Genomic DNA, 23658 nt, shown 5'->3' with positions numbered 1-23658 from the left:
TGTATGGCAGCGACTTTCACACGGCAGCAACCCGTTCACCGATCAGAGACCACCGCGCCGATCAAAGACCACCGCGCCGATCAAAGACCACAATGAGGTGATGAAGCTCCCGATCATGCCGCCGATCCCGCCGATGCTGGCCAAGTCGGTGCCGACGATCCCTCCCGATGCCTCCTATGAACCGAAATGGGACGGGTTCCGCTCGATCTGCTTCCGCGATGGCGACGAAGTGGAACTGGGTAGCCGCAACGAGCGACCGCTGACGCGGTATTTTCCCGAACTGCTGGAAGCGGCCAAGGCTGAGCTACCCGAGCGTTGTGTGGTCGACGGTGAGATCGTCATCGCCGCGAGCCATGGCCTGGATTTCGAGGCGCTGCAACAACGGATTCATCCGGCTGACAGTCGGGTCCGGATGCTGGCCGCGAAAACACCTGCGTCCTTTGTGGCCTTTGATCTGCTGGCGCTGGGCGAGACGGACTTCACCGCGCAGCCGTTCCACGTGCGCCGGGCCGCGCTGATCGACGCTTTGGCCGACGCCGGCTCGTCATTTCACGTCACACCGGCAACCACGGACGAAGGCACTGCGCAGCGCTGGTTCGACGAGTTCGAGGGTGCGGGTCTCGACGGGGTGATCGCCAAGCCGTTGACGATCACCTACCAGCCAGACAAACGAATCATGTTCAAGATCAAGCACGAACGTACCGCCGACTGCGTAGTTGCCGGCTACCGCGTCCACAAGTCGGGCGCTGATGCCATCGGCTCACTCTTGCTGGGCCTCTACAAAGACGACGGCACGCTCGCCTCCGTCGGCGTCATCGGAGCATTCCCCATGGCCAAGAGGCGGGAGCTCTTCGCCGAACTACAGCCTCTTGTCGCGAGCTTCGAAAACCATCCGTGGAACTGGGCAGCTCATGAAGCCGGTGACCGCACGCCTCGCAAGAACGAAGGCTCCCGGTGGAACGCTGGCAAAGACCTCTCGTTCGTGCCGCTGCGACCGGAGCGAGTAGTCGAGGTCCGCTACGACCACATGGAAGGCGAACGCTTTCGACACACCGCGCAATTCAATCGCTGGCGGCCCGACCGAGATCCCGGATCGTGCACCTACGCCCAGCTCGACCAAACGCCGGACTTCCGCCTCGGCGACATCATTTCCGGCCTCGGCACACCCACCGATTCGACTACGGCACAGCAAGATCGACCGTGAGGTTCACACGTCACTGCGCTGCGCGTGCTCAGCCGTCCGCCACCGGCTCCGGCAGCGTCGCGATGACGTCGAAGTCGTAGTGGTCGGCGCGGGCGATATGCACCTGCTGACGTGACCGGCCCACGCCGAGGTGCACCGTCCCACGGGGTCCGTTGTAGGTCACTCCGCGGTGCTCGATCGCTGCGAGTATTCGATGCGAGTCGACGCTGTGGACGGTGTTCACACTCGCAGCCAGCGCCAGGATCCCCTCGTAACACGATTCCGCGGCGTTGTTCAAAGCCGGTGCGTGCGGACCGAACCGATCCAGGTAGGCGCCGGTGAAATCCAGCGCCGACGAAGTCACCAGGCTGTTGAAGTACGCCGCGGCGACGTACAGATTGTCGGTGGCCGAATCCCCCGATGCCAGAAGCATGTTCTCTTCCATCAGGGGCGAGAACCGCACCATCCGCTCTTGCCTGCCGTTGGCCGCGAACTGCCGATTGAACTGCACCGCGTCCCGCCCGACCAGCAGCATGATCACCGCATCAGCGTCGCTGGCGTCGAGGTCGTGCAGGACGCCGCTGAAGTCACTGCAGCCGTAGCGCACGTAGAACTCACCGACAACCTTCGAGTGGGAGGTCTCGGCGTGGGCGCGCACCGTCCGAGCGGTGCGCCGCGGCCAGACGTAGTCCGAGCCCACGATGGCCCAACGACGCAATCCCAGGTGATCCCTGAGCCAGTTCAGACCCGGGACCACCTGAACCGCCGGGGTCTCCCCGGAGCAGAGCACGGCCTCACCGGCGGCACCCTCGTGCAGCGACGTGTAGACGTAGGGAATGTTCATCTGCGCCAGCACCGGGGACATGTGCTGGCGAACCGAGGAAATGTGCCAACCGACCACCGCATGCACTTCGCCCGACCGAGCCTGCAGCATCGTGCGGTCGCAGAACTCCTCCACCGGTGCCCCGGCGTCGAGCACCTCGATCTCCACCGGCCTGCCCAGAATGCCGTCGGTGGCGTTGAGCTTGGCGACAGCCAACTCGGCAACCGCTTCACACGATGGGCCGAATATGCCCCCGGGACCTTGAAGCGGGATGGCGAGGCCGATGCGGAACGCATCCGTGTTCCCACCCACACTTCACCTTCTCTGGTCGACTTACCCCGAGGACTTGTGTTCAAATGGAACTTATTGTTGGAACATATTTCCCTGACTCCGATGGCGCGTCAAGCATCGCAGACCGGGCGCGGATCGGAGTATGGATCGTTCGATGTCGACAGAATTCGAGGAACTGGCCGCACTGATCCTGGCCCGCGCAGCACGCCTCGAGCGGACCATCGGTGCCGGCTTGTCGGGGACCGGGCTTGCGGTACCGCACTGGCTGGTACTCGGGGCGCTCAACCGCGCCAGTGACGGGTTGACGATGACAGGCCTGGCCGATGTTGTCGGCCTGCCGGGCGCGACCCTTACCCGCAGCGTAGACCGCCTGGTCGATCAGGCGTTGCTGCACCGAACCGTCGACCCGCTGGATCGTCGGCGAGTGCTGGTGCACCTGACCGATCGCGGTCGGTCGAATTATCGGTCCATCGCCCCCCGGGTCAGCGAGACCGTCGAAGCGGAGCTGGCCGATCTGGCCGCATGGGAGCACCAGGCACTCGCCGGCCTCCTGGCAAAACGCAGCTGACACCACACCTTTCCCAGACCGGCGCCGCCACGCGCCTGGCCGTTCCTTTCCCATGCCCCGTGCCGGGCGAGCCGTCCTGACCGCAAGAATCTTCGACCTTGATTTATTTCCAAATGGAGATAATGTGTGCGTCGTCACATCCCGCGAACAGAGGAATGCACCATGGCCGACCCCACGGACTTCACACGCTCGGGCGTATCCCGATTCCCCGATCGCGACCTCGGTGTCCAACGCTTTTCCTGTGAGGTCGGCGTCCCGTTGGCCGATCAGAAGCATCTCGGCCACAACCGTTGGCATCCCGACATCCCACCCCTGATCGAGGTGGGTCTCGGCGACGAACTGATCCTGGAAAGCGGCGGATACGACGACTACCAGCTCAAGGACGTCGACGACGACGGCGACATCCACTCGTTCGACCTGACCCGCACTCACCCGCTCACCGGCCCGGTCAAGGTGGACGGTGTCAAGGCCGGCGACCTGTTGGTGGTCGACATTCTCGACGTGCAGCCACTTTCGGGTATCGGCTACTCCAACATCCTGCCCGGCATGGGTGGACCGCTGGCGTCATCATTCCCGAACGGATTCAAGACGATTTGGGATCTGCACGGCCTGTTCGCCACCAGCCGTCAGATCCCCGGTGTGGAGATCCCGGCGATCAGCCATCCGGGCATCATCGGGGTCGCCCCGTCACATGAACTGCTGCAGATCTGGAATGAACGTGAAGACCCGTTGATCGCAGACGGGTTGGCCGCACCTCGCGCGGACGCCACGGATACCGCCGTCCTTCGTGACCTCGAGGGCGACGAGTGGGCACGCGTCGCCGCGACCGCGGCACGGACCATCCCGCCGCGCGAGAACGGCGGAAACATGGACATCAAGAACTTGTCGCGTGGTTCGCGCGTGTACTTCCCGGTGTTTGTCGACGGCGCATTGTTTTCCAGCGGCGACTTCCACTTCGCCGAGGGCGACGGCGAAGTCACCTGGAACGCGATCGAGATGGACGGTGTCGGCTGGTACCGGTTCAACGTGATCAAGGACGGGATGGCTCGCTACGGCGTCCGAACTCCCATGTTCAGGCCGTCTCCGGTCGACCCGCAGTTCGGCACCCGGTACATCTCGTTCACCGGGCTGTCGGCAGGTGGTCGTGAGCAGAAGTACCTCGACACCACGATGGCGGTGACGCAAGTCGTCGAGCAGGCGATCGAGTACCTCGGAAAGTTCGGCTACACCCCCGAGCAGGCGTACACCATCATCTCGGTGGCACCGTGTGAGATGCACGTCGGTGGCGTCGTCGACATCCCGAACGCGGCAGTAGTCCTGAAGGTCCCCCTGGACATCTTCGACAAAGACATCCTTCCTCACTGACCGCGGTTCACCGACAGCGCGAGGCCGCCCGGCCGGGTCCTCCGGCCGGGCGGCGTCCCGAGAGAAAACGAGGTTCCCGATGAGCAACATCGGACTGTTCTATGTGGGCGCCGTGCTGATGGTGAACGGAGTCATGCTGTTGGGGTGGGTGAGCCCGCGCGGAGCCGCCCCGCTCAATCTCTTTGTGGGCCTGATGCAGGTATTCACTCCGACCTATCTTGTGCTCACCGCCGGAGGCGACCCCGCCGTCATCCACGCCGCGGCCGGCCTGTACCTGTTCGGTTTCACCTATCTCTGGGTCGGCATCAACGCACTGTTCGACCTGCCCGGCCAAGGCCTGGGTTGGTTCTCGCTGTTTGTCGCTGTGGCCGCAATCGCCTATGCCGCACAGAATTTTGCTGCCGATGCGCCGGTCTTCGGGATCATCTGGCTCTCCTGGGCAGCGTTGTGGCTGCTCTTCTTCCTGGTCCTGGGCTTGGAGCGGACCGAGTTGACCACGATCACCGGCACGGTGGCGTTGGTCGAGGGCGTGCTCACAGCCGCACTGCCCGCCTGGCTCGCCATGGATGGATCCCTTCGCGAGTCCTGGGCCGTCGCACTTGTCGGTGCGGGCGTGGGAGTGACGCTGATCGTTGCCATCAGCTGGGCAGTGGGGCGCCTCAGTCCAGTTGCCACCCCTGTTTCCTGATCCGCGGCCTGCGCGTGAAAATGATCTGATCCGAATCCATGGCGATAGCCTCTGCTGCCCGCCAGACTCGTATCGGTGGGACGCTGAACAGACCCCAAAACGCGGCACGTGGTGTCCCCGAGACCGATCGGAGACACCATGAGCAGCCAGCTGAGCGGCCAGACTGTCGTCCTCATCGGCGGAAGCGCAGGCATCGGGCTCGAGACCGCCCGCCTTGCCCGGCTCGAGGGAGCGGAGGTCATCTTGACCGGACGCAATCCCGACCGGCTCGCAACAGCTGCAACCGCCGTCGGGGCACAGCGCACCGCAGCATTCGACGCGAACAGTCCTGATGCCCTTCGCCAGTTCTTCGACACCATCACCACACCTATCGACCACATCCTCGTCACCGCCGGCGGACCGAAATATGGTCCGTTGCTCGACATGGACATCGCCGATGTCCGCGAGGCACTCAGCGGACACGTCACCCTCGGCCTACAAGTCGCGCACCACGCCAGGCCCAAGATGAGGCCGGGCGGGACGTTGTTGTTGATGGGTGGAACTGGAGGTCGACGTATCGATCATCGACTCGGAATCGTCTCCGCCGCCACCGCAGTACTGCCGCCGTTCACCGCGGCGCTTGCCCTCGAGCTCGCCCCCATACGCGTCAATCTGATCGCTGCGGGTTTTGTCGACACACCCCTGTCCGCGACGCTACTCGGCGATCAAATAGACACTCGGCGAAGTCAATTGGCATCGACCCTACCCATCGGGCGGGTCGTCAAACCAGAAGACGTTGCGGCTCTGGCATTACACCTGATGGCCAACACCGCACTCACCGGCGGCACCTATGACATCGACGGTGGGCAGCAATACATCTGAAACGCAACAAGCCCCCTCCGTCTCGATGAAGGAGGGGGCCTGCTGTTCAGCTGGTGTGGTTACTCGCTGCTTCCACTGGAGCTGCGGCTCGACTTGGCGCTGGAGCTGCCGCGGTCACCGCCGGGGGCCTTCCGGGTCGCGCCGCCGGAGTTGCTGCTCGAGTCGCTGCTGGAGCTACTGCGTTCACCGCCACCGGAGTTCTTGGCCGCAGCCGCGGCCTTCTCGCCGCGAGCCTTGAGCGCCTGCGTCCGGTCACCGGCCTTGCTGCCGGAGCCGGCCTTGGTGGCGGGCTCCGCGTCGTCAGCGTCGGTGGCGCCGGTCTCGGTGGTGTCGGTGGCCTCGGTCTCGGTCTCGGTCTCGGTGGTGTCGGTCACCACCGGTGCCGCCGAATCCACCTCGGACGGAACAGTTTCGGTGGCAGTTGCAGGTTCCGGCGCAACCTCGGGGGCAGTCACCTCGACCACCTCGACCACCGGAGCCGTCGCCGACGGGTTCACAGTGGGCTCGACCGTCGGCGTCGCGGATCCCAGCTCCACCTCGGCCTCGGGCGCCTCGATGGTCGGAGCCGACGAGGTCTCCAAAGAAACCAGCATCGCGTTCGACTCGGGCACCGCCGCAACATCGGCCATCGACGGCCGCGCCCCCTCCGCCGGAGGAGCGATCGCCGCCGCAATTGCCCGAGGAAGATAGACAAACAGCGTGGTGAGCAGGCCGGGGATCTGGTCAGGTGCGTTTGAGATAAGCCCCGGCATCAAGGTCCACTCATTGATCTGATACCCGTTGATCAGGGCATCGAGGCCTTTGGCAGGCATGCCGATGGCCTCACCCACGGCCCCCACGAGGTCACCGACCCGGACCGCGTCGAGGATCGCCTGGGCGCTGGCTCCCATCGCGGTGGTCACACCGAGGACGTTCTGCATGAAGCCCAGGCCGAGCCACATCACCTGCGAGTTGACGGCCTCGAGTGCTGCGGTGACGTTCTTCGAGATGTCGATGGGGATCTGCAACAAGCCCATCAACTCGATGGGGCCACCCAGGAACATCATGACGAAAGACGTGTTGAGCGTTTGTACCGCGGCTTCGATATCGCCCGTCTTGAGCGCGTCGAAGGCCTCCCTCAGCGCCACCGGCAGAGCGCCGTACCCGTCCCCGGTGGCCCACTCCACCATCCCCTCGACAAATCCCACCATGGAGGTCGCGTACAGCTCGGCATACCCGAGTCCGTTGCTGATTGATTGCCTCAGCACCGGAACCGGGTCGGACAGCCATGCGGCGCCGAGCCCCGCCAAGTTGCCGATCGTGTTCTCCGCGAGGTTCGCCCAGGGCGTGATGGGGTTTGCCATCGCCGAGAGCTGCACCGAAGCATGGGAGACCTCGGTGCGGGCCGCCTGAGTATCTGGCAATGGAGCGATGGGGGCGGCGGCGATGACACCGGCACCGACCATTGCGATACCTGCCGTGGCGTAGGGGCGAACCGTGATTTTCACGCAATCTCCTGAATTTGACGACGTCGACAGTGACGGCCGAGACGCTATCTGAGAATCAGTTGAATATTCACAGATCGATAGAACTTGTTTCATCTTTCGTAGCAACCTTCAGTGAACCCATCTTAGCCGCTCTAGCTTTCGAGTTGGAACTTGACTCAGATGCTCAGCTATCCATTAGGGCCCTTCGCCTGGAACACGTTCACCACAAAACACTGACAACGCACGTTGGCAGAGATCTCGATCGGACCCGATTCGCGGTGGCACTGGCCCGGGTCCAGCGGGTCCTAATGACACGCTTGTCATTCATCCCCAATGTGGATAACCCCTGTGGATAACCTCACCGGCGGTCGGCGAACAGGTGCACCAAACCAGAGGCCACCGCACATCGCGGGCCATGGACGGCCTCCACATTGGCCCGCCCCACCACCACCGAGACCGGCCGCAGCGCCTCGGCCACCGTGCGCAGCAACTCGTCATCGAGCGCTCCGCCACCGGCGAGCACCATCGCCGCCGGTGCGCGCTCGAATGCGGTGAGCGCCCGGGCGACATTTGCTGCGACGGTCTCCTGTTTCACCGCCAGCCGCAGACTGCGCCACTCCTCGGCGGCCAGCCGGCTCGAGAAGGGCACCAAGCCGGCGCCGCCGCGGGTGCAGAGCCGGCCGATCGCCTCGGCCGGTGCCGGCGCGTCCAGGAACACCCGGCGACCGTCCTCCTCATGAGCGACGTGCGGGCCTTCGACGCGGATCGCCGGAGTGCGTTTGACGGTCTCGGCCAACGCCCGCGGAATACCGAGCACCCGCGCCACCGCCACGGTGATGGTCTCCCCCGCACCCGCGGCGATCACGGTGGTGTCCACACCGATGAGATCGATGGTGCCGCCACCGATATCGCACACCACCGAATCCGGCGGCAGGCCCGGCGTGGTGCGGGCCCCACGCGCCGCCGCCTCCGGTTCCGTGGACAACGTGTCGGCGGGTCGTCCCGTCAGCTCCTCGAGGATGCCCGCCGCATCGGTGACTTCGTCGGCCGCCAGCAGCGCGACCACGGCGCCCTGGGCGTCGGCGACTCCGCGCCGCAACCACACCCCGTTGTCGATCGCCGACAGATCGGTGAAAAAGGCGTCATGCACGGCCAAGCCGTCGGCGGCAGTGGCCACCGCGGCCAACCGCACCCGTTGCACCGCGCCGGGGGCGGAGTGCCGCAGCACCGAATGCGCCTGCGCCGGTGAGTACCGCACCGAATTCACTTCGACGTAGTCATCGTGTGCGTCCGGAGCCGGCGCCGCGGTGAGGCGGCGGGTCACCGCGATCGCCGACGCGTCCGAGAGCTCACGGCAGAACTCGGCGACGTCACCGATCCGTTCCGGCGGCAACTCCAGGGCGGCGGTCAACCCGATCGGATCTGCCAGCGCCCGATAGGCCCGGCCCGGTTCGACCACCTCAACGGCCACCAGTGCCCCGGGTTCGATGTCGACAGCGGCCTCGTCGACCACCGGGACATCCAGCGGGATCCGGTTGGCGATCAGCACCGCATCATCCTGGGCGGCAAGCACTCCGGCGATCTTCCAGCCACCGGCGACGGCCGAGGTGAGCTGGGCGGCGGCGACCTCGAAATCGCAGTCCTGGTCCACGGAGACAATGACCGGATGCTCGGCCGCGGCCGCCGCCAGATCCGCGAGCCGCACATGGCGGCCCACCCCGTGGCCGCGGCCCGCCGCAGTACTCGCATCAGGGCTGCGCAGGCTGCGCACCGGCGAATTCGGGGCCACCGCACGCGGTATCGGCGCGGTGGCGGTATCCACGGGCCGCAGTGCCGCCAACAGCAACCGGTCGGCGACCACCCCGGCGTCGACCTCGATGCGGTGCAACAGCGCGGCCGCGCCCTGCAGCGATTCCCGGGATCCCTTGCGGCCGCGGGTCGGTGCCTGACCGTGGGCCACCGAGGTGACCGTCGATCCGTTCACCCGGGCCAATACCACCTCGGTGGTGTGGTTGCCGACATCGATACCCGCGACCGTGCAGCACCCGGAGTTCAACGCAGCAGACCTCGGCGGGCATACACCTGAGCGGCCTGCGACACCAGCGCGGCACACCGCGCCGCACCCCGGGTCTCCAGACTGACCCGCAGCTCCTCGAGTTCCTCGACCGTCGATCGATACGGACGCAGCGCCTCATATAGGCCCATCACATCCTCATCGTCCATGCTGGCCAATTCGGCTGCGCGCAAGAAGTTCTCAGCCAGCTGCGGGTTGCCACCGGCCTCGGCGACAACAGCCTGGTGGGCCAGGACGATGGGATCCATCCGCAGGTCCGCCAAACCGAGTTTGCCGTCGACGGCATTGGCAGTTGTGAAACGCTCGTCCGTCATCGCCTCACCTCCACACCGACCGGCGGTTGACCCGGCTCGCATGCTTGCCGTTCCAGCGCCACCAGGGCGACCGCCCGGGCGTGATACCGCGCCGAGATCGACTCATCGGTACCGCCGGTGAAGATCGGCACCGGCGCCATGCCCTTGGCGTGCCGGGCGGCGTTCTTCCCCAGTTCGCGGTACATCGAGGCCGTCAACAGCGGGGCGACACTGAACAATTCGAGGTTGGCCAGCGGTGCCAGATCGCGACGGTGGATCAACGAGGTGCCCTTGCCCTGCAAGCCGATTCCGATCCCGGAGCCGGACAGCCGGGCCGCCGTCAGCCCGATCAGTCCCACATCGATGGTGGAGCGCACCCGCACCAGCCTCGGCACACAGCCCTCTTCCTCCAGTCCGGCCGAGATCTGCCGCAGCACCTCACCGATCGACAGGCCACACAACGTCAGCCACACACTGCGCCCCCACGCCGGGGAGAGCCCGATGCAGACCTCACGCGGGTCGCTGCCCTGGCGGGCGGTCTCACCGTCGGTGACGGTCAAATGCCCGCGATACCCCTCCTGGTCGGCCGTCAGCTCCGACGAACTGCGGGCCTGCCGAATCGCGTCGATCTCAGCCGCCCGCTGCGGGGTGGGGGTGTATCCCGTTCCCGGACCGGCATAGTCGTTGGGATCGGTGAGCTTCGACAGCACCACGAAGTTCTCGTCGAAGATTGCCGATGTCTGCAGCTGGTCTCCTTTGAGCCGTTCCCGGGTGAGTCGGGTGATGGCGGCTGCCTCCTCGGCGAAGCCGGTTCGCTGCAGGGCGGCAATCACATCGAACACCGTCAACTGTTTGGCCTCGATGGCGGCCGCCGCTTCGGCGACCATTTTCGGGTGCCCGGCGGGGAGATCGCGGGACCCGTTGGCGAAGACAACTTCCTCGACACGGGCATCGTCGTAATCGGCCAATCCCAGGTCTCGGTAGACGGCCTGGACTGCTTTCGCCGCACGTCGCCGCACTACCTCCAGATGCTCGGGCGACACCGTCCGCAACCCGCCGTCGGCGCCCCAGTCCCGTTGCAGGACCAGGAAGTCGTCCATATCGTCGGAGTTGAAGTTGGACAGCGCAAACGCATTGTCGTACCGCGGGATCGAGCCGAATCCGGAGAACACAAAATCGGCACCCGCCAACAGCACCGGCAGGGTGTGTGCGCTGCGCCGGATATCGGATTCGGAGATCAGGTTGTCATTGCCGGCGCACGACTCGAGATCTCGCATCATCACCATCAGGTTCTCGGCCAGTAGCTCTTTCATGCCCTCGGGCACCGAGGCCACCACGCCCACACCGTCGATGCCCCCGTTCTGGACCCCCTGGGAGCCCAGCGCCCGGGCCAGCGACACACACCGCGACTCCAGGTAGAGGATGGAGCACCTCTCGGCCGCACCCATCAGCACTTCGGCGCCGCCGCCGCTCGTCACCCGCATCTTGAGACCGCGGGAAGCGTAGGCGGAGGTCAGAATCGCCTTGCTGAACGGCGTGTCGTCACCGTCGACAAACACCTGTTCGGTGCCGTAGATCGAAATGGTCTCGGCGTAGCTGGTCAGCCCGCGCAACCCGAGCCGCAGTTCCAGCGCTTCTTCGATGGAGCACTGCGCCATGGCCCCCGGAGTGCCGACCTGGCTGCCGATCAACAAGGCCACCGCGTTGGAGGGGGCATCGCTGAGTACCGGCACCGTCGTCTCCACCTCGCGGAACCCGTAAGCGACCGCGCTGGCCGCATCAGCCGCGATCAGTAGTGGATCGTCAAGCTGATTGGTGACGTGGGCCTGATTGCTCGGGGTGCGCCGGGCCCGCATCTTGGCCATCGCCATCTGCATCTCGACCGGGGACATCAGGGCGATCACCCGGGCGAGTTTGGCCGGGGTGGTACCGCCGATGAGGCGGACCACCTCTGCCCGCGGAACATTGACGTCGACCGCCATCCGGGCCAGCGCCGCGTCCTCCAGCGCCATGGCTTCTTCTGCGGTCTCCAGGTCGATCCCGTAGCGGGCGATGAACTCGTCGATGACGTCGAACTCGGCGGCGCCTTTGCCGTCGAGTTCGACGATTCGACCTTCCATCAGAACCAGTGAGGGAGCTGGGTCGTGCGGGCTGTGCATCGCGATCAGACCGAGGTCGGCGTCGGCGACGCTGAACCCGTCGAGGTTGACCGGTTTCGAGTCCAGGACCCGAAACCGGCCCAGCTCCTGCGTCAAGACGACCTCCTAGTCGCGAGTCTCACTGTCTTCGAACACAATCCGACCGATCAACTCGTACCGCCGACTGTCCCGGAACTTGAAGTACAGCGCCATCGACGCACCGAAGATGAACAGCCCGACCACGATCCACGGGGTCATCTTGAACAGCAGGGTGCCCGATGCCGTACCCGCAGCCGCGTCTTTGTGCTCCCACAGCAGATACACCACGTAGAGCATGCCGAGCCCGCCGAGCAGCGGCGCCAGGAACGTCTTGAACCAGTGTGCACTCGACGGGTGGTTCTTGTGGAAGTGGAAGTAGGCGATGACGGAGAAGGCGCACAGCGACTGCACGATCAGGATCGCCATGGTGCCCAGGATCGCCAGCAGCGTGTACATGTGCACATACGGGTCCATGCCCGCGGCCAGGAATGACAGGACCAGCACCAGGGCGATACCGCTCTGGACAAACGACGCGATGTAGGGCGAGCCGTGCGTCTTGTGCGTGGCCCCAAGGGTTTTCTGCAGCCTGCTGGACAGCCCTTCACGCCCGAGCGCGTAGAGATAGCGCGATGCGCAGTTGTGGAAGGCCATACCGCAGGCGAACGATCCCGTCACCAGCAGGATGTTGAACATGGTGATGGCCCAGTCGCCGTAGGTGTCCCGGACCGGAGCGAAGAAGATCTCCGAGGAGGTGTCGGCGTTCTGCGCCAGCTCGATGGCCTGCTGGGGTCCGGTGCCCGCGATCGCCATCCAGGAGACGAAGACGTAGAAGATGCCGACGCCGAGCACGGCGAACATCGTGGCACGCGGGATGATTCGCTTCGGATCTTTGGATTCCTCGCCGTACATCGCGGTTGATTCGAAGCCGACCCAGGACCAGAACGCGAAGAACAACCCCAGCCCGGCACTGGCGCCGGCGATGGCGGCCGGGGTGAAGGCCCCGATCGGGTTGAGGATCTCGCCGACGGCAAATCCGTCCGGACCGCCGCCCTTGAACAGCACTGCGAGCGCGCCCAGGGAGAGCATGAAGATCTCGGTCACCAGGAAGACACCGAGCACTTTGGCGGTCAGGTTGACGTCGAAGTACGTCAGGATCGCGTTGAGCGCCAACATCAGCAGTGCCGGGATCACCCAGTGGATGTCGATACCGAACTGCGAGGACAGGAAGTTCTGGAAAAAGAAGGAGAAGATACCGATCAGCGACGCCTCGAAGACCACATAGGCCATCGTGATCAGCAGACCGCTGGCCATGCCGACGACGCGGCCCAGTCCGTGTGAGATGTAGCCGTAGAAAGCGCCGGTGGTGGTGATGTGCTTGGCCATGGTCGCGTATCCGATGGCAAACAGTCCGAGGACCACGGTGGCCACGATGTAGCCTGCGGGGGCGTGTGAACCATTTCCGAAGCCGACGGCAATCGGCACGTTGCCGACCATCGCGGTGATGGGGGCGGCCGTGGCCACCGCCATGAAGATGACTCCGAGGGTCCCGACGGCGTTGCGCTTGAGCCGCTGAACCGAGTCACCTGTGTGTTTGTCGCGTGAGACGACTTTATCGGTCATCGATGGGGCTACCTTCCCGGTAAACCAGTGGGGCAAGCGGTGCGCTCCGGCACAACAGCCGGTGTGGTCCAGCCCACAGTGAACTTGGCTATATTGGCACTACCAAATAGCTTGCGCAAGCACTTTCGAGAGCTTTTTCCACCTTTGGCTCGATCTTTTCAACCATTGACATAAATGGTCCACCCTTTTATGGTTGTCGCCGACACGGCTCGACGAACACGCAGGGAGACTCGTGTACGACTACGGCACCTTCTCGTTCGACTCCAAGGCTCAGGTGTTGGAGCGGGCCAAGAAGTATTGGAACCCCGACAAGACCCAGTTCTGGACCGACACCGGTGTGGATCTGGTCATCGACCGCCGCGAAGGCTACTTCCTCTGGGATATGAGTGGCCGGCGGCTCATCGATCTACACCTCAATGGCGGCACCTACAGCCTCGGCCACCGCAACCCCGAGATCATCGCGGCGCTGACCGAAGGCATGGAGTACTTCGACGTAGGCAACCACCACTTCCCCTCGGTGGCCCGCACCGCCCTGGCCCAGAAGCTGGTCGAGTCCGCTCCGGCATCAATCACCAAGGTGGCCTTTGGTTCCGGTGGCGGCGAGGCCATCGACATCGCGCTCAAGAGCGCACGTCACGCCATGCAGCGCCGCAAGATCGTCTCCATCGTCAAGGCCTACCACGGCCACACCGGCCTGGCGGTCGCCACCGGTGACGACCGTTTCGCCAAACTGTTCCTCGCCGACCGCCCAGACGAGTTCGTCCAGGTGCCGTTCGGCGATCTCGATGCCATCGAGCAGTCGCTGCGCGACCGCGATGTCGCCGCGGTGATCATGGAGACCATTCCCGCCACCTACGGATTCCCTCTTCCCCCAATCGGTTACCTGGAGGCGGTGAAGGACCTGTGCGTCCGGTACGACGCCCTCTACATCGCCGATGAGGTACAGACCGGGTTGATGCGTACCGGCGAGATGTGGGCGATCACCAAACACGATATCGAACCGGACATCCTGGTCACCGGTAAAGGACTCTCCGGCGGGATGTACCCGATCACCGCCGCATTGCTCAGCGACCGGGCCGCACAGTGGCTCGATCAGGACGGTTTCGGTCACATCTCCACCTTCGGTGGCGCCGAACTCGGTTGTGTCGCAGCGCTGAAGACCCTCGAGATCAGCGGTAGGCCCGAAGTCCGGTCGTCGGTGCACTACATCGCCGACCTGTTCGCCGGAGGGCTGGCCCGCATCCAGGCCGACTATCCCGACTGGTTCATCGGCATCCGGCAGAACGGGGTCGTCATAGGGATGGAGTTCGATCACCCCGAAGGGGCAAAATTCGTGATGCGCGAACTCTACGAACGCGGAGTATGGGCGATCTTCTCGACACTGGATCCCCGGGTGCTGCAATTCAAACCGGGCCTGCTGATGAGCCGAGAGCTGTGTGAGGACGTACTCGACCGCGTCGAAGTCGCCGTGGGCCAGGCCCGCCGGGCCGTGATGGGACGGAGGACGGCATGACCGGCATCCACGAAGTGGGCCAGATCCTCGAGCGGGCCCGATGGGCCGCCGCAGCGTACGCCGAGTACGACCGGGCCGCGGTCAACGCGGTGGTCACCGCCGTCGCCGACGCCGCCTACAGCGAGGCCGAACGCTTCGCCGCAGCGGCAGTCGCCGAGACCGGCATGGGTGTGGTTGCCGACAAGGTGATCAAGAACCGTGCCTGCTCCCGCGGGATCGTGGAGTTCTACCGCGACGAGGACTACGTCTCACCGCGGATCGACGATGCCCGCAAGATCGTCGAAATCCCCCGTCCCGCAGGCGTGGTGCTGGCGCTGACCCCCACCACCAACCCGGTGGCCACCGTGTACTTCAAGGTGCTGCTGGCGCTCATGACCCGCAACGCCGTCGTTGTCGCGCCCCACCCCCGGGCCCGGCAGTGTTCCGCCGATGCCGCTCGGGTACTCGCCGAAGCCGCAGTGGCAGCGGGTGCCCCGGACGGTCTGATCCAGGTGATCGACGAGCCGTCCATCCCCCTGGTCGAAGCGTTCATGGCCGACGAACGCACCGACGTCATCGTCGCCACCGGCGGCAGCGCCGTGGTGCGGGCAGCGTATTCGTCGGGCAATCCGGCACTCGGCGTCGGCCCGGGCAATGTTCCGGTGTTTGTCGACGCCAGCGCCGACATCGACGCCGCTGCCCGCCGCATCGTCGACAGCAAGGCGTTCGACAACTCGGTGCTGTGCACCAACGAGTCAGTGCTCATCGCCGAGGAATCCATTGCCGGCAAGCTGCGTTCGGCGCTGACACGCAACGGCGCCCACATCCTCGATGATGAGGCCGCCGACCGGTTGCGCCAGTTCATGTTCCCCGGCGGCGCACTCAACACCGATGTGGTGGGCCGGGACGCTGCGTGGATCGCCGAACAGGCCGGGGTGCGGGTGACGCCCAAGACCCGGCTGCTGATCGCACCGTTCACCGATGTGCTCACCGAAGAGGTGCTCACCCACGAGAAACTCTCACCGGTGCTCGGGATGACCACGGTGGCCGACGCCGAACGTGGCATCCGCGCCGCCCGTGCGGTGATCCGGATCGCCGGCGCCGGACATTCCGCCGCCATCCACAGCGAAAACCCTCGAGTGATCGCCGATTTCGCGGCGAAGGTACCGGTCCTGCGGGTATCGGTCAACGTCGGGAACAGCACCGGCAGCTCGGGACTGGAGACCAACCTGGCTCCGTCGATGACCATCGGAACCGGCTTTGTCGGCCGCAGTTCGATCGGCGAGAACCTGCAGCCCAAACACCTGGTGGACTGGACCAGGATCGCCTACAACGCCGACGCCGGGGTGACGATGCCGAACTTCGCCGGTGCCACACCGTGGCGGTCTCCCGCCGGACCGGTGCCTGCCTATCCGCGAGCCTCCAACGACGTCGGCGCTGCGCCGACAGCACCACGCACCACCCGGCCGGCACCAAGGTCGGCCGATCCCGGAATCGAGGCGCTGCGTGCCGAGCTGCGCACGTTGGTCGCCGAAGAACTCGCTCAACTGATCAAGAGGTGACTCGTGGCTGAACTACGTTCGTTCATCTTCATCGATCGGCTACAGCCGCAGACGATGTCGTATCTGGGCACCTGGATCAAGGGCAGCCTGCCCCGATCCGGGGTTGCCGCCCAGATCATCGAAGTGGCCCCCGGTCTCGACATCGAGGGCGTCACCGATGTCGCTCTCAAGCACGCCGAAGTCAAAGCCGGGATCCTGGTGGTCGAGCGACAATTCGGCTACCTGGAGTTCCACGGTGAGACCTCGGCGGTCCAGGCCGCCGCCGATGCCGCCCTCGATGAACTGGGCTGTGGCGCCGGCTCGGCCGTCAGCCCGAACATCCTGGCCTCCCGCATCATCTCCAGCATCGACCAACAGCACGCATTTCTGGTCAACCGCAACAAGATCGGGTCCATGGTGTTGGCGGGTGAGTCACTGTACGTACTCGAGGTGTCACCGGCCTCCTATGCGATCCTGGCCACCAACGAAGCGGAGAAAGCGGCCGATATCAAGGTCGTCGACTTCCGGATGATCGGTGCCACCGGACGGGTCTACCTCTCCGGTAGCGAGGCCGACATCCGCCAGGCCGCCGCCGCCGCCGAAGACGCATTGCGCCGGAGCCTCGGGTGAGCGGTATCGATCGTGAACAGCTGCGGCTCCTGGTACGGGAGGTGGTGCGCGACGCGGTCCGCGACCTGACGCCCCGGACACCGCGGCCACCATCGGCGCCCACCGCACCGCCGGTGCCGGCCGCACCGGTGGCACCGGTCAGCTCCGTCGCACCGACCGGGCCACTGGCCGCCGACGAGAAATCGCGTACCGACAGCGTACGGATCGCCTCGGACTCAGATCTCGACGGATTTGTCCGAAAGCTGTTGAATCTCTTCGAGAATCCCAAGACCCGCGCTGACCTGCGGCACGGTCGGCTGTCCTTTCGCCTGGCCAATGCCGGCCGCGGAACCGGAAGCAACACCCACCGCATCGACCGGGGCGCGGTCACCGAACGCCAGGTCGCCGATCTCGCAGGCACCGGCGCCACGCTGGTCCTCGGCCCCCGGGCCATCCTCACCCCGCTGGCCCGGGAGCGGGCCCGCGCGCTCGGCATCACCGTCCAGAAGGAGCGCAAATGATCACCGGCACCGTCTCAGGACATGTCTGGTCCACCCGATGCGTGGACGGGATGCCCCCGGGCGCCCTTCTCGAGGTCGAGGTGGACGGCTCCGGATCCCGACTCATCGCCTTCGATGTCCTCGGGAGCGGCCTCGGTGAACGGGTGCTGGTCACCCAGGGTTCGGTGGCCGCCAGCTGGTTCACCGGCACCCCACCGCCCATCGACGCACTCATCATCGGCTCCATCGACCCCACCGACCGCTAACACCACCCACTAGAAGGAGAAACACCATGGCCAGCAATGCAATCGGAATGATCGAAACCAAGGGTTACGTCGCAGCACTCGCGGCCGCCGACGCGATGGTCAAGGCAGCAAACGTCACCATCACCGATCGCCAGCAGGTGGGCGACGGCCTGGTGGCCGTCATCGTCACCGGTGAGGTCGGCGCAGTGAAGGCCGCCACCGAAGCCGGCGCCGAATCCGCCTCGCAGGTAGGTGAACTGGTGAGCGTCCACGTGATCCCGCGCCCGCACAGCGAACTCGGCGCGCACTTCTCGGTCGCCAGCCAGTAGGTCCGCCGATGGCCTCGACGGACGCCCACCCCGGCACCGGGACCCGCACCGATATTCGGGTGTATCTCCTGGTGGAAGACCTCCAACCGCAGTTCGCCGCTTACCTCGGCACCCCGACCCGCGCCCGCGGATACCCGCCGTATGCCGGTGAACACGCCCTGATCGTCGAAGTGTCACCAGCTTTGGCCATCGAACGCGTCATCGACCTGGCATTGCGGGAGGTTCCCGGGATTCAACCCGGAATCCTCTATGTGGAACGCCAATTCGGGGTGCTGGAGATCCACTCGGCCGACCTCGGAGACCTTCAGCGGGCCGGCGAAGCCATCCTGACCGGTACCGGGAACTCCGCGTCCGACCAGCTGCGGCCGCGGGTCCTGTACCACGACATCATCGAGAACATCACCGATCAGCATGCGGTGATCCTGAACCGCAACCGGCAAGCATCGATGGTCCTGCCGGGCCAGTCGCTGCTGGTCTACGAGATGACCCCGGCGCTGTTCGCGGCGGTGGCGGCCAACGAAGCCGAACGGGCCGCACCGGGTCTCGATCTCGTCGATGTGCAGATGATCGGCGCCGCGGGCCGGCTGTACATCGGGGGCAGCACCGCCGATGTGACGGTGGCACGCGATCGCATCACTTCGGTGCTGGCTGGTATCGAAGGTCGCGACCACTGATGGCGGGCGCCGACTTCATCGGTGACGACCTCGCCGTCGCCGAACGGGCACTCGAGCACTATGACCTGTCCAGCAGCTCGACGCTGCGGCTGCTGAACCTGTCGGAGAACGCCACCTACGCAGTCGAGGACACCAGCACCGGGGAACGGTCGGTCCTGCGGGTGCACCGGAAGAACTACCACCGCAGGCATGAGATCGAATCGGAACTCGATTGGCTCGACGCTCTGCGCCGCGACAGCGAAGTTGTCGTGCCGGAGGTCCTGCAGGCACGTGACGGGCAGCGGGTGATCTCCCTCGATCACGACGGCACCGAACGCCACATCGTGCACTTTGCGAATGTGGCCGGGGCCGAACCCGATCCGGAGACACTGACTGTCACCGACTTCCACACACTGGGCCGCATCACCGCCGCCCTGCACGATCACGCCCGGACCTGGGTGCGGCCGACCGGCTTCAACCGATTCGCCTGGGACTGGGAGCACTGCCTGGGTGCAACACCGCGCTGGGGCAGTTGGCGGGACGCGGATGGGGTGGGCGCGCCCGAAGCGCAGATCCTCGACCGGGCCCAACAGCTGTTGCAGCAGCGGTTGGCCGAATACGGCTCGGGACCGGAAACCTACGGGCTGGTCCATGCCGATCTACGCCTGGCCAACCTGCTCGTCGACGGTGACGCAACGGCTCCTAACAACGCCGGATCTCCTTCGCCTGCTCGTACCTCGCAGCCTCGGCCTCCGACGGGTCAGATCACCGTGATCGACTTCGATGACTGCGGATTCGGCTGGTACTTCTACGACTTCGGCACCGCCGTCTCCTTCCTCGAGGACGACCCAGCGCTGCCGGAATGGCAGGAGGCCTGGACTTCGGGATACCGGACCCGCAGGCCGCTGGCCACCGCGGACGAGGACATGCTGGCGTCATTTGTGCTGTTGCGGCGGCTGCTCCTGCTGGCCTGGATGGGCTCGCACCGTCATTCCCGCGAATCGCAGGCGATGTCAGTAACCTACGCAGCAGGCAGTTGCGTTCTCGCCGAACGCTATCTCACCCACAACGGCCTCCGGCTGGCCTGAAAACTAGGAAGGCACCCAGATGTTCGCTTCGCTTCACGGCCGCTCGGCCGTTGTCACCGGTGGCAGCAAGGGGATCGGCCGCGGCATCGCCGAGACCTTCGCCCGCGCCGGGGTGAACGTTGTGATCACCGGACGGAACCAGTCCGACATCGACGCCGCGGTGACCGCTCTGGCCGACGCGCCCGGCTCGGTCACCGGAATCGCCGCCGACGTCACCAGCCCCGATGACTGCCGGCAGGTAGTGGCCACGGCCGTGGAGCGAAACGGTGGTCTGGACATCGTGTGCGCCAATGCCGGGATCTTCCCGTCGGGCCGGTTGGAGGATCTGACCCCCGAGGACATCGAGCAGGTGATGGCGGTGAACTTCAAGGGCACTGTCTTCATGGTGCAGGCGGCGCTGCCGTCGTTGGCCGCCAGCGGCCACGGCCGGGTCATCATCACCTCCTCGATCACCGGACCCATCACCGGCTATCCGGGGTGGTCGCATTACGGCGCCAGCAAGGCCGCCCAGCTCGGCTTCCTGCGGACCGCCGCCATGGAGCTCGCGCCGAAGAAGATCACGGTGAACGCGGTGCTGCCCGGCAACATCATCACCGAAGGTCTGGTCGATATGGGCCAGGATTACCTCGACCAAATGGCAGCCACCGTGCCCGCGGGCCGGCTGGGCAGCGTTGCCGACATCGGGAACGCCGCGCTGTTCTTTGCCACCGAAGAAGCCGCGTATGTTACTGGTCAGTCGCTGGTGGTGGACGGTGGACAGATCCTGCCCGAGTCGGCTGCGGCGATCGCCGACATGTAGCTGAGGTGCATACTATTTGGTACAACCAATTTTGGTACCACCAGTTTTGACAGGCGGGAGACGTCGGTGCCGACTCGAGTCGAGGAGCTGCGGCGCCAGATCGTGGCCGACGTGAACGCAGGCGTGCCCGGCACCAAGCTGGGCAGCGAACGCGAGCTCGCCGACCGGTACTCCACCAGTAGGTCCACCCTGCGCCAGGTACTGGCGGCGCTGGAGGAGTCCGGCCTGGTCGAACGCGTCATCGGGCGCGCCGGGGGCATCTTCATCAGCCATGTGCAGGTCCAGCGCAGCCTGACCGACGTCGTCGGCGTCCCGGCTTTTCTCGCCAACCAGGGGTACGTCGCGGGCACCCGGGTGCTGTCCACCAAGATCGCGGTGCCCGACCGCGCCACCCGGCAGTCGTTGCATCTCGAGCCCGGAGAGTTCGTGGTCGAGATCCAGCGGGTCCGACTTGCCGACGGATCGCCGATCTCGTTGGAACGCGCGCAGTTTCCCGCGGACAAGTTCCCCGGGCTCCTCGAACAACAACTCGGCGGCTCCATCTACGAGGTCCTGGAAGCCCGGTACGGGTTGGTGACCTCACGCGCCGACGAGCGGATCGAAGCCGTCAACGCCACCCCGGAGGAAGCCACCCTGCTGGGCGTCAAGCAGCGGTCGGCACTGCTGCTGATCACTCGCACCGCCTACGACCAAGACGGCACCCCGTGCGAGTTCTCTCACGACCTGTTCCGGGGTGACCGCACCCGATTGGCGGTCACCGTCAACGGCCGCGGGATCGGGGTCCCCTCCGCCGACATCGCGTCGGTGAGCCTGCAGAGCCGAAGCAAGGCCAGCTGACCCGACCTTGACCTGAACAAAGGTTGATGTTGCAGCCTGGGTCACATGCGCAAGATCGGCACTGACCTCTGGGAAACCCGTCCCGACAGCCCGTTCCCTGGCCTGACCACCCACGCATATCTGTGGACCGGCGGGCGCGACGGCAACATCCTGTTCTACTCGCCGGCCACCGAAGCCGACTTCGACCGGATCGACGAGCTCGGCGGTATCGGCCACCAGTACCTGTCGCACCAGGACGAGGCCGGACCGATGCTCGCGGCCATCCACCGACGATTCGACACCCGCCTGCACGCCCCCCAGCCCGAACTCGCCGCCATCGGCGCACATCGCCATGTCGACGTCCCGCTGGCGGACCGGCACGTCGACACGAACGGGATCGAGGTGATCCCCAGCCCCGGGCACACCGCCGGCAGCACCTGCTACCTGCTCACCGCCGACGACGGCACCCGCCTGCTGTTCACCGGGGACACCATGTTCGTCGGCGCCGACGGGACCTGGGCGCCCGGCTACCTCCCGCCGATGAGCGACGCAACAACGCTGGCGCAGACGCTACACCTGCTGCGCACGCTGACTCCGGATGTGGTGATCTCCAGCGCATTTCCCAGCGACAGCGCGGTCCACGTACTCGACGGCCGCCCCTGGGCGGCGTGTGTCGACGAAGCGCTCGACGCGCTGGCCGCCGCAGCGCCTCACAGCCGCTTTTCATCGTGACCGAGGCCATAGGCAGATGCCCGACCGGTCCGACAGACGTGATGCTGCCAACAGCCGATCAGATCCCGCCACCGGGATGAAAGCCCGGCTCCGGCGGGTTTACACAGTAGTCACCGGGACGAATAGCGGGAGAAACCCAGATTCGGCACCGGGTTGAGGACACGAAAGAAGACGAGAATGAAGAAGTTCGGATTTGCCGCCCTGACCGCAGCCGCGCTGGCAGGCGGGGCACTGGGGATGGCCGCCCCCACACTGGCCGCCCCGAGTGGAGTGGGCAGCGCGCAGGACACCATCAAAGCACTGGAAGCCGAAGGCTACGACGTTGTGGTCAACCGCCTGAGCTCCACACCGCTGGCCGAGGCCAGTGTCATCTCCGTGGGTCGCAACCAGAGCGCGACGGCGGCCATGTCCGGCGCCGACTACACCCCCAAGGTGTACGGACCCGTCACCCCCACCACCGTCTACGTCACCGTCAACTGACCCAGCACGCCAGAAAAGGGGCCCCATCCCGGGGCCCCTTTTCTGCGTTTCGGCACCGACTAGATTGCGCTGCATGACCCGAACGCCCGCCGCGGGCCGGTTCGCCCCCAGCCCGTCGGCCGATCTGCACATCGGCAATCTGCGGACCGCCATGCTGGCGTGGCTGTTCGCCCGCGCGACGGACCGCCGCTTCCTGGTCCGGGTCGAGGATCTCGACGACCGGACCGATACGTCGATCGCCGCGCGCCAGCTGGCGGACCTGGCAGCGATCGGGGTGAGCTCCGACGAGCCGCCGGTGTGTCAAACCGCACGAACCGACCGCTACGACGCAGTGATCGACGATCTCACCGCACGCCATCTCGTCTACGAATGCTATTGCAGCCGAAAAGAAATACTGCAGGCACCGCGAGCCCCACACGCCCCCGAAGGCGCATATCCCGGCACCTGCCGGGACCTGACCGAGACCGAACGCGCCCAGCGCCGCACCGGATCCCGACCACCGGCGCTGCGCCTGCGCTCCGACACCCACCACTACACCGTCACCGATGTTCTCCACGGCAGCTACACCGGGGTGGTCGACGACCTGGTGCTGCGTCGCGGTGACGGCGTGCCCGCCTACAACCTGGCCGTCGTCGTCGACGACGCCGCCCAGGGTGTCGACCAGGTGGTGCGTGGTGACGACCTGCTGCCCTCGTCACCACGCCAGGCCTACCTCGGCGCCCTCCTCGGGTACCCACCGCTGGTGTACGCCCATGTGCCGCTGGTCCTCAACACCGAGGGGAAGCGGCTGGCCAAACGAGACGGCGCCGTCACGTTGGCACAGATCGGCATCGAGGCGACACTCGAGAAGATCGCGGCCTCGTTGGGCTACCACGCCAGCACCCTGTCCGGGATGCTCGACGAGTTCGACCCGGCGCGGCTGCCCCGCCGGCCGTGGATCTACACCGGGTGAGCAGAACCCTTCT

The 23658-nt window shown here is 65.7% G+C and carries 24 protein-coding genes; 18 read left to right on the top strand and 6 right to left on the bottom strand.

Features of this window, described 5'->3' with window-relative positions:
- Positions 1–100 precede the first annotated feature (100 nt).
- Positions 101–1204 carry an ATP-dependent DNA ligase gene (locus tag WBB07_RS14220; RefSeq protein ID WP_526308703.1) on the top strand — a complete coding sequence of 368 codons (1104 nt, stop codon included), beginning with the start codon at positions 101–103 and terminating at the stop codon, positions 1202–1204.
- Positions 1205–1232: 28 nt separating this feature from the next.
- Here WBB07_RS14220 and WBB07_RS14215 read toward each other — a convergent pair whose 3' ends face one another.
- A complete protein-coding gene (locus WBB07_RS14215) occupies positions 1233–2318 on the bottom strand; it encodes a substrate-binding domain-containing protein (RefSeq protein ID WP_526308701.1) in 1086 nt (361 codons plus the stop codon).
- 133 nt (positions 2319–2451) lie between these two features.
- Between WBB07_RS14215 and WBB07_RS14210 the strand changes: the two genes are divergently transcribed.
- From WBB07_RS14210 to WBB07_RS14195, 4 genes are all read left to right on the top strand, one after another.
- A complete protein-coding gene (locus WBB07_RS14210; protein ID WP_526308699.1) occupies positions 2452–2865 on the top strand; it encodes a MarR family winged helix-turn-helix transcriptional regulator in 414 nt (137 codons plus the stop codon).
- A 162-nt stretch (positions 2866–3027) separates the two neighbouring features.
- On the top strand, positions 3028–4230 hold the full coding sequence (locus tag WBB07_RS14205) for an acetamidase/formamidase family protein (protein WP_526308697.1): 1203 nt from the start codon (positions 3028–3030) through the stop codon (positions 4228–4230).
- Positions 4231–4309: 79 nt separating this feature from the next.
- On the top strand, positions 4310–4918 hold the full coding sequence (locus tag WBB07_RS14200) for an AmiS/UreI family transporter (RefSeq protein WP_526308695.1): 609 nt from the start codon (positions 4310–4312) through the stop codon (positions 4916–4918).
- Positions 4919–5056: 138 nt separating this feature from the next.
- Positions 5057–5779 (top strand): SDR family NAD(P)-dependent oxidoreductase, encoded by a 723-nt coding sequence (locus tag WBB07_RS14195; protein WP_526308693.1) that lies wholly within the window; start codon positions 5057–5059, stop codon positions 5777–5779.
- 59 nt (positions 5780–5838) lie between these two features.
- On the opposite strand, the gene WBB07_RS14190 is transcribed toward WBB07_RS14195, so the two are convergent.
- The 5 genes from WBB07_RS14190 to WBB07_RS14170 all read right to left on the bottom strand — a co-directional run bounded on the left by WBB07_RS14190 (position 5839) and on the right by WBB07_RS14170 (position 13409).
- Complete coding sequence (locus tag WBB07_RS14190; protein ID WP_526308691.1) at positions 5839–7266, bottom strand: hypothetical protein; 1428 nt, start codon at positions 7264–7266, stop codon at positions 5839–5841.
- Between the two features lie 337 nt (positions 7267–7603).
- Complete coding sequence (locus WBB07_RS14185; protein WP_526308689.1) at positions 7604–9301, bottom strand: diol dehydratase reactivase ATPase-like domain-containing protein; 1698 nt, start codon at positions 9299–9301, stop codon at positions 7604–7606.
- Complete coding sequence (locus tag WBB07_RS14180; protein ID WP_526308687.1) at positions 9298–9633, bottom strand: diol dehydratase small subunit; 336 nt, start codon at positions 9631–9633, stop codon at positions 9298–9300. The genes WBB07_RS14185 and WBB07_RS14180 overlap by 4 nt, the downstream gene beginning before the upstream one ends.
- Positions 9630–11867, bottom strand: coding sequence for a propanediol/glycerol family dehydratase large subunit (locus WBB07_RS14175; protein WP_526308686.1), 2238 nt, complete (start codon positions 11865–11867; stop codon positions 9630–9632). Before WBB07_RS14175 ends, WBB07_RS14180 begins: the two co-directional genes overlap by 4 nt.
- A gap of 9 nt (positions 11868–11876) precedes the next feature.
- The gene (locus WBB07_RS14170; protein WP_526308684.1) at positions 11877–13409 is read right to left on the bottom strand and encodes an amino acid permease; all 1533 of its coding nucleotides are present in this window, start codon (positions 13407–13409) and stop codon (positions 11877–11879) included.
- Between the two features lie 232 nt (positions 13410–13641).
- Between WBB07_RS14170 and WBB07_RS14165 the strand changes: the two genes are divergently transcribed.
- From WBB07_RS14165 to gluQRS, 13 genes are all read left to right on the top strand, one after another.
- A complete protein-coding gene (locus WBB07_RS14165; protein WP_526308721.1) occupies positions 13642–14922 on the top strand; it encodes a class-III pyridoxal-phosphate-dependent aminotransferase in 1281 nt (426 codons plus the stop codon).
- A complete protein-coding gene (locus WBB07_RS14160) occupies positions 14919–16463 on the top strand; it encodes an aldehyde dehydrogenase family protein (RefSeq protein ID WP_526308682.1) in 1545 nt (514 codons plus the stop codon). Before WBB07_RS14165 ends, WBB07_RS14160 begins: the two co-directional genes overlap by 4 nt.
- 3 nt (positions 16464–16466) lie before the next feature.
- Positions 16467–17072 carry a BMC domain-containing protein gene (locus WBB07_RS14155; RefSeq protein WP_526308680.1) on the top strand — a complete coding sequence of 202 codons (606 nt, stop codon included), beginning with the start codon at positions 16467–16469 and terminating at the stop codon, positions 17070–17072.
- Positions 17069–17572, top strand: coding sequence for a hypothetical protein (locus WBB07_RS14150; protein WP_526308678.1), 504 nt, complete (start codon positions 17069–17071; stop codon positions 17570–17572). The genes WBB07_RS14155 and WBB07_RS14150 overlap by 4 nt, the downstream gene beginning before the upstream one ends.
- Positions 17569–17817 (top strand): EutN/CcmL family microcompartment protein, encoded by a 249-nt coding sequence (locus tag WBB07_RS14145; protein ID WP_526308676.1) that lies wholly within the window; start codon positions 17569–17571, stop codon positions 17815–17817. The genes WBB07_RS14150 and WBB07_RS14145 overlap by 4 nt, the downstream gene beginning before the upstream one ends.
- Positions 17818–17843: 26 nt before the next feature.
- Positions 17844–18125 (top strand): BMC domain-containing protein, encoded by a 282-nt coding sequence (locus WBB07_RS14140; protein WP_526308674.1) that lies wholly within the window; start codon positions 17844–17846, stop codon positions 18123–18125.
- A gap of 8 nt (positions 18126–18133) precedes the next feature.
- Positions 18134–18799: a microcompartment protein gene (locus tag WBB07_RS14135; RefSeq protein WP_526308672.1), complete on the top strand. Its 666-nt coding sequence runs from the start codon at positions 18134–18136 to the stop codon at positions 18797–18799.
- Positions 18799–19866, top strand: coding sequence for a phosphotransferase enzyme family protein (locus WBB07_RS14130; RefSeq protein WP_526308670.1), 1068 nt, complete (start codon positions 18799–18801; stop codon positions 19864–19866). The genes WBB07_RS14135 and WBB07_RS14130 overlap by 1 nt, the downstream gene beginning before the upstream one ends.
- A gap of 19 nt (positions 19867–19885) precedes the next feature.
- Complete coding sequence (fabG, locus tag WBB07_RS14125; protein WP_526308668.1) at positions 19886–20665, top strand: 3-oxoacyl-ACP reductase FabG; 780 nt, start codon at positions 19886–19888, stop codon at positions 20663–20665.
- Positions 20666–20731: 66 nt separating this feature from the next.
- The gene (locus WBB07_RS14120) at positions 20732–21502 is read left to right on the top strand and encodes a GntR family transcriptional regulator (RefSeq protein ID WP_526308666.1); all 771 of its coding nucleotides are present in this window, start codon (positions 20732–20734) and stop codon (positions 21500–21502) included.
- A gap of 45 nt (positions 21503–21547) precedes the next feature.
- On the top strand, positions 21548–22213 hold the full coding sequence (locus WBB07_RS14115) for an MBL fold metallo-hydrolase (RefSeq protein ID WP_526308664.1): 666 nt from the start codon (positions 21548–21550) through the stop codon (positions 22211–22213).
- Between the two features lie 177 nt (positions 22214–22390).
- The gene (locus tag WBB07_RS14110) at positions 22391–22693 is read left to right on the top strand and encodes a hypothetical protein (protein WP_526308662.1); all 303 of its coding nucleotides are present in this window, start codon (positions 22391–22393) and stop codon (positions 22691–22693) included.
- A gap of 73 nt (positions 22694–22766) precedes the next feature.
- Positions 22767–23645 (top strand): tRNA glutamyl-Q(34) synthetase GluQRS, encoded by an 879-nt coding sequence (gene gluQRS, locus WBB07_RS14105; protein ID WP_526308660.1) that lies wholly within the window; start codon positions 22767–22769, stop codon positions 23643–23645.
- Positions 23646–23658: the final 13 nt, after the last annotated feature.

It is taken from the genome of Mycobacterium sp. (assembly GCF_049647605.1).
Taxonomy (GTDB): Bacteria; Actinomycetota; Actinomycetes; order Mycobacteriales; family Mycobacteriaceae; genus Mycobacterium.
This window is presented reverse-complemented; position numbering and strand designations above follow the sequence as displayed.

Coding starts and splice junctions, on each gene's coding strand:
- WBB07_RS14220 (WP_526308703.1), top strand. CDS start 101: ATGAAGCTCCCGATCATGCCGCCGATCCCGCCGATGCTGGCCAAGTCG.
- WBB07_RS14210 (WP_526308699.1), top strand. CDS start 2,452: ATGTCGACAGAATTCGAGGAACTGGCCGCACTGATCCTGGCCCGCGCA.
- WBB07_RS14205 (WP_526308697.1), top strand. CDS start 3,028: ATGGCCGACCCCACGGACTTCACACGCTCGGGCGTATCCCGATTCCCC.
- WBB07_RS14200 (WP_526308695.1), top strand. CDS start 4,310: ATGAGCAACATCGGACTGTTCTATGTGGGCGCCGTGCTGATGGTGAAC.
- WBB07_RS14195 (WP_526308693.1), top strand. CDS start 5,057: ATGAGCAGCCAGCTGAGCGGCCAGACTGTCGTCCTCATCGGCGGAAGC.
- WBB07_RS14180 (WP_526308687.1), bottom strand. CDS start 9,633: ATGACGGACGAGCGTTTCACAACTGCCAATGCCGTCGACGGCAAACTC.
- WBB07_RS14170 (WP_526308684.1), bottom strand. CDS start 13,409: ATGACCGATAAAGTCGTCTCACGCGACAAACACACAGGTGACTCGGTT.
- WBB07_RS14160 (WP_526308682.1), top strand. CDS start 14,919: ATGACCGGCATCCACGAAGTGGGCCAGATCCTCGAGCGGGCCCGATGG.
- WBB07_RS14145 (WP_526308676.1), top strand. CDS start 17,569: ATGATCACCGGCACCGTCTCAGGACATGTCTGGTCCACCCGATGCGTG.
- WBB07_RS14140 (WP_526308674.1), top strand. CDS start 17,844: ATGGCCAGCAATGCAATCGGAATGATCGAAACCAAGGGTTACGTCGCA.
- WBB07_RS14135 (WP_526308672.1), top strand. CDS start 18,134: ATGGCCTCGACGGACGCCCACCCCGGCACCGGGACCCGCACCGATATT.
- WBB07_RS14130 (WP_526308670.1), top strand. CDS start 18,799: ATGGCGGGCGCCGACTTCATCGGTGACGACCTCGCCGTCGCCGAACGG.
- fabG (WP_526308668.1), top strand. CDS start 19,886: ATGTTCGCTTCGCTTCACGGCCGCTCGGCCGTTGTCACCGGTGGCAGC.
- WBB07_RS14115 (WP_526308664.1), top strand. CDS start 21,548: ATGCGCAAGATCGGCACTGACCTCTGGGAAACCCGTCCCGACAGCCCG.
- WBB07_RS14110 (WP_526308662.1), top strand. CDS start 22,391: ATGAAGAAGTTCGGATTTGCCGCCCTGACCGCAGCCGCGCTGGCAGGC.
- gluQRS (WP_526308660.1), top strand. CDS start 22,767: ATGACCCGAACGCCCGCCGCGGGCCGGTTCGCCCCCAGCCCGTCGGCC.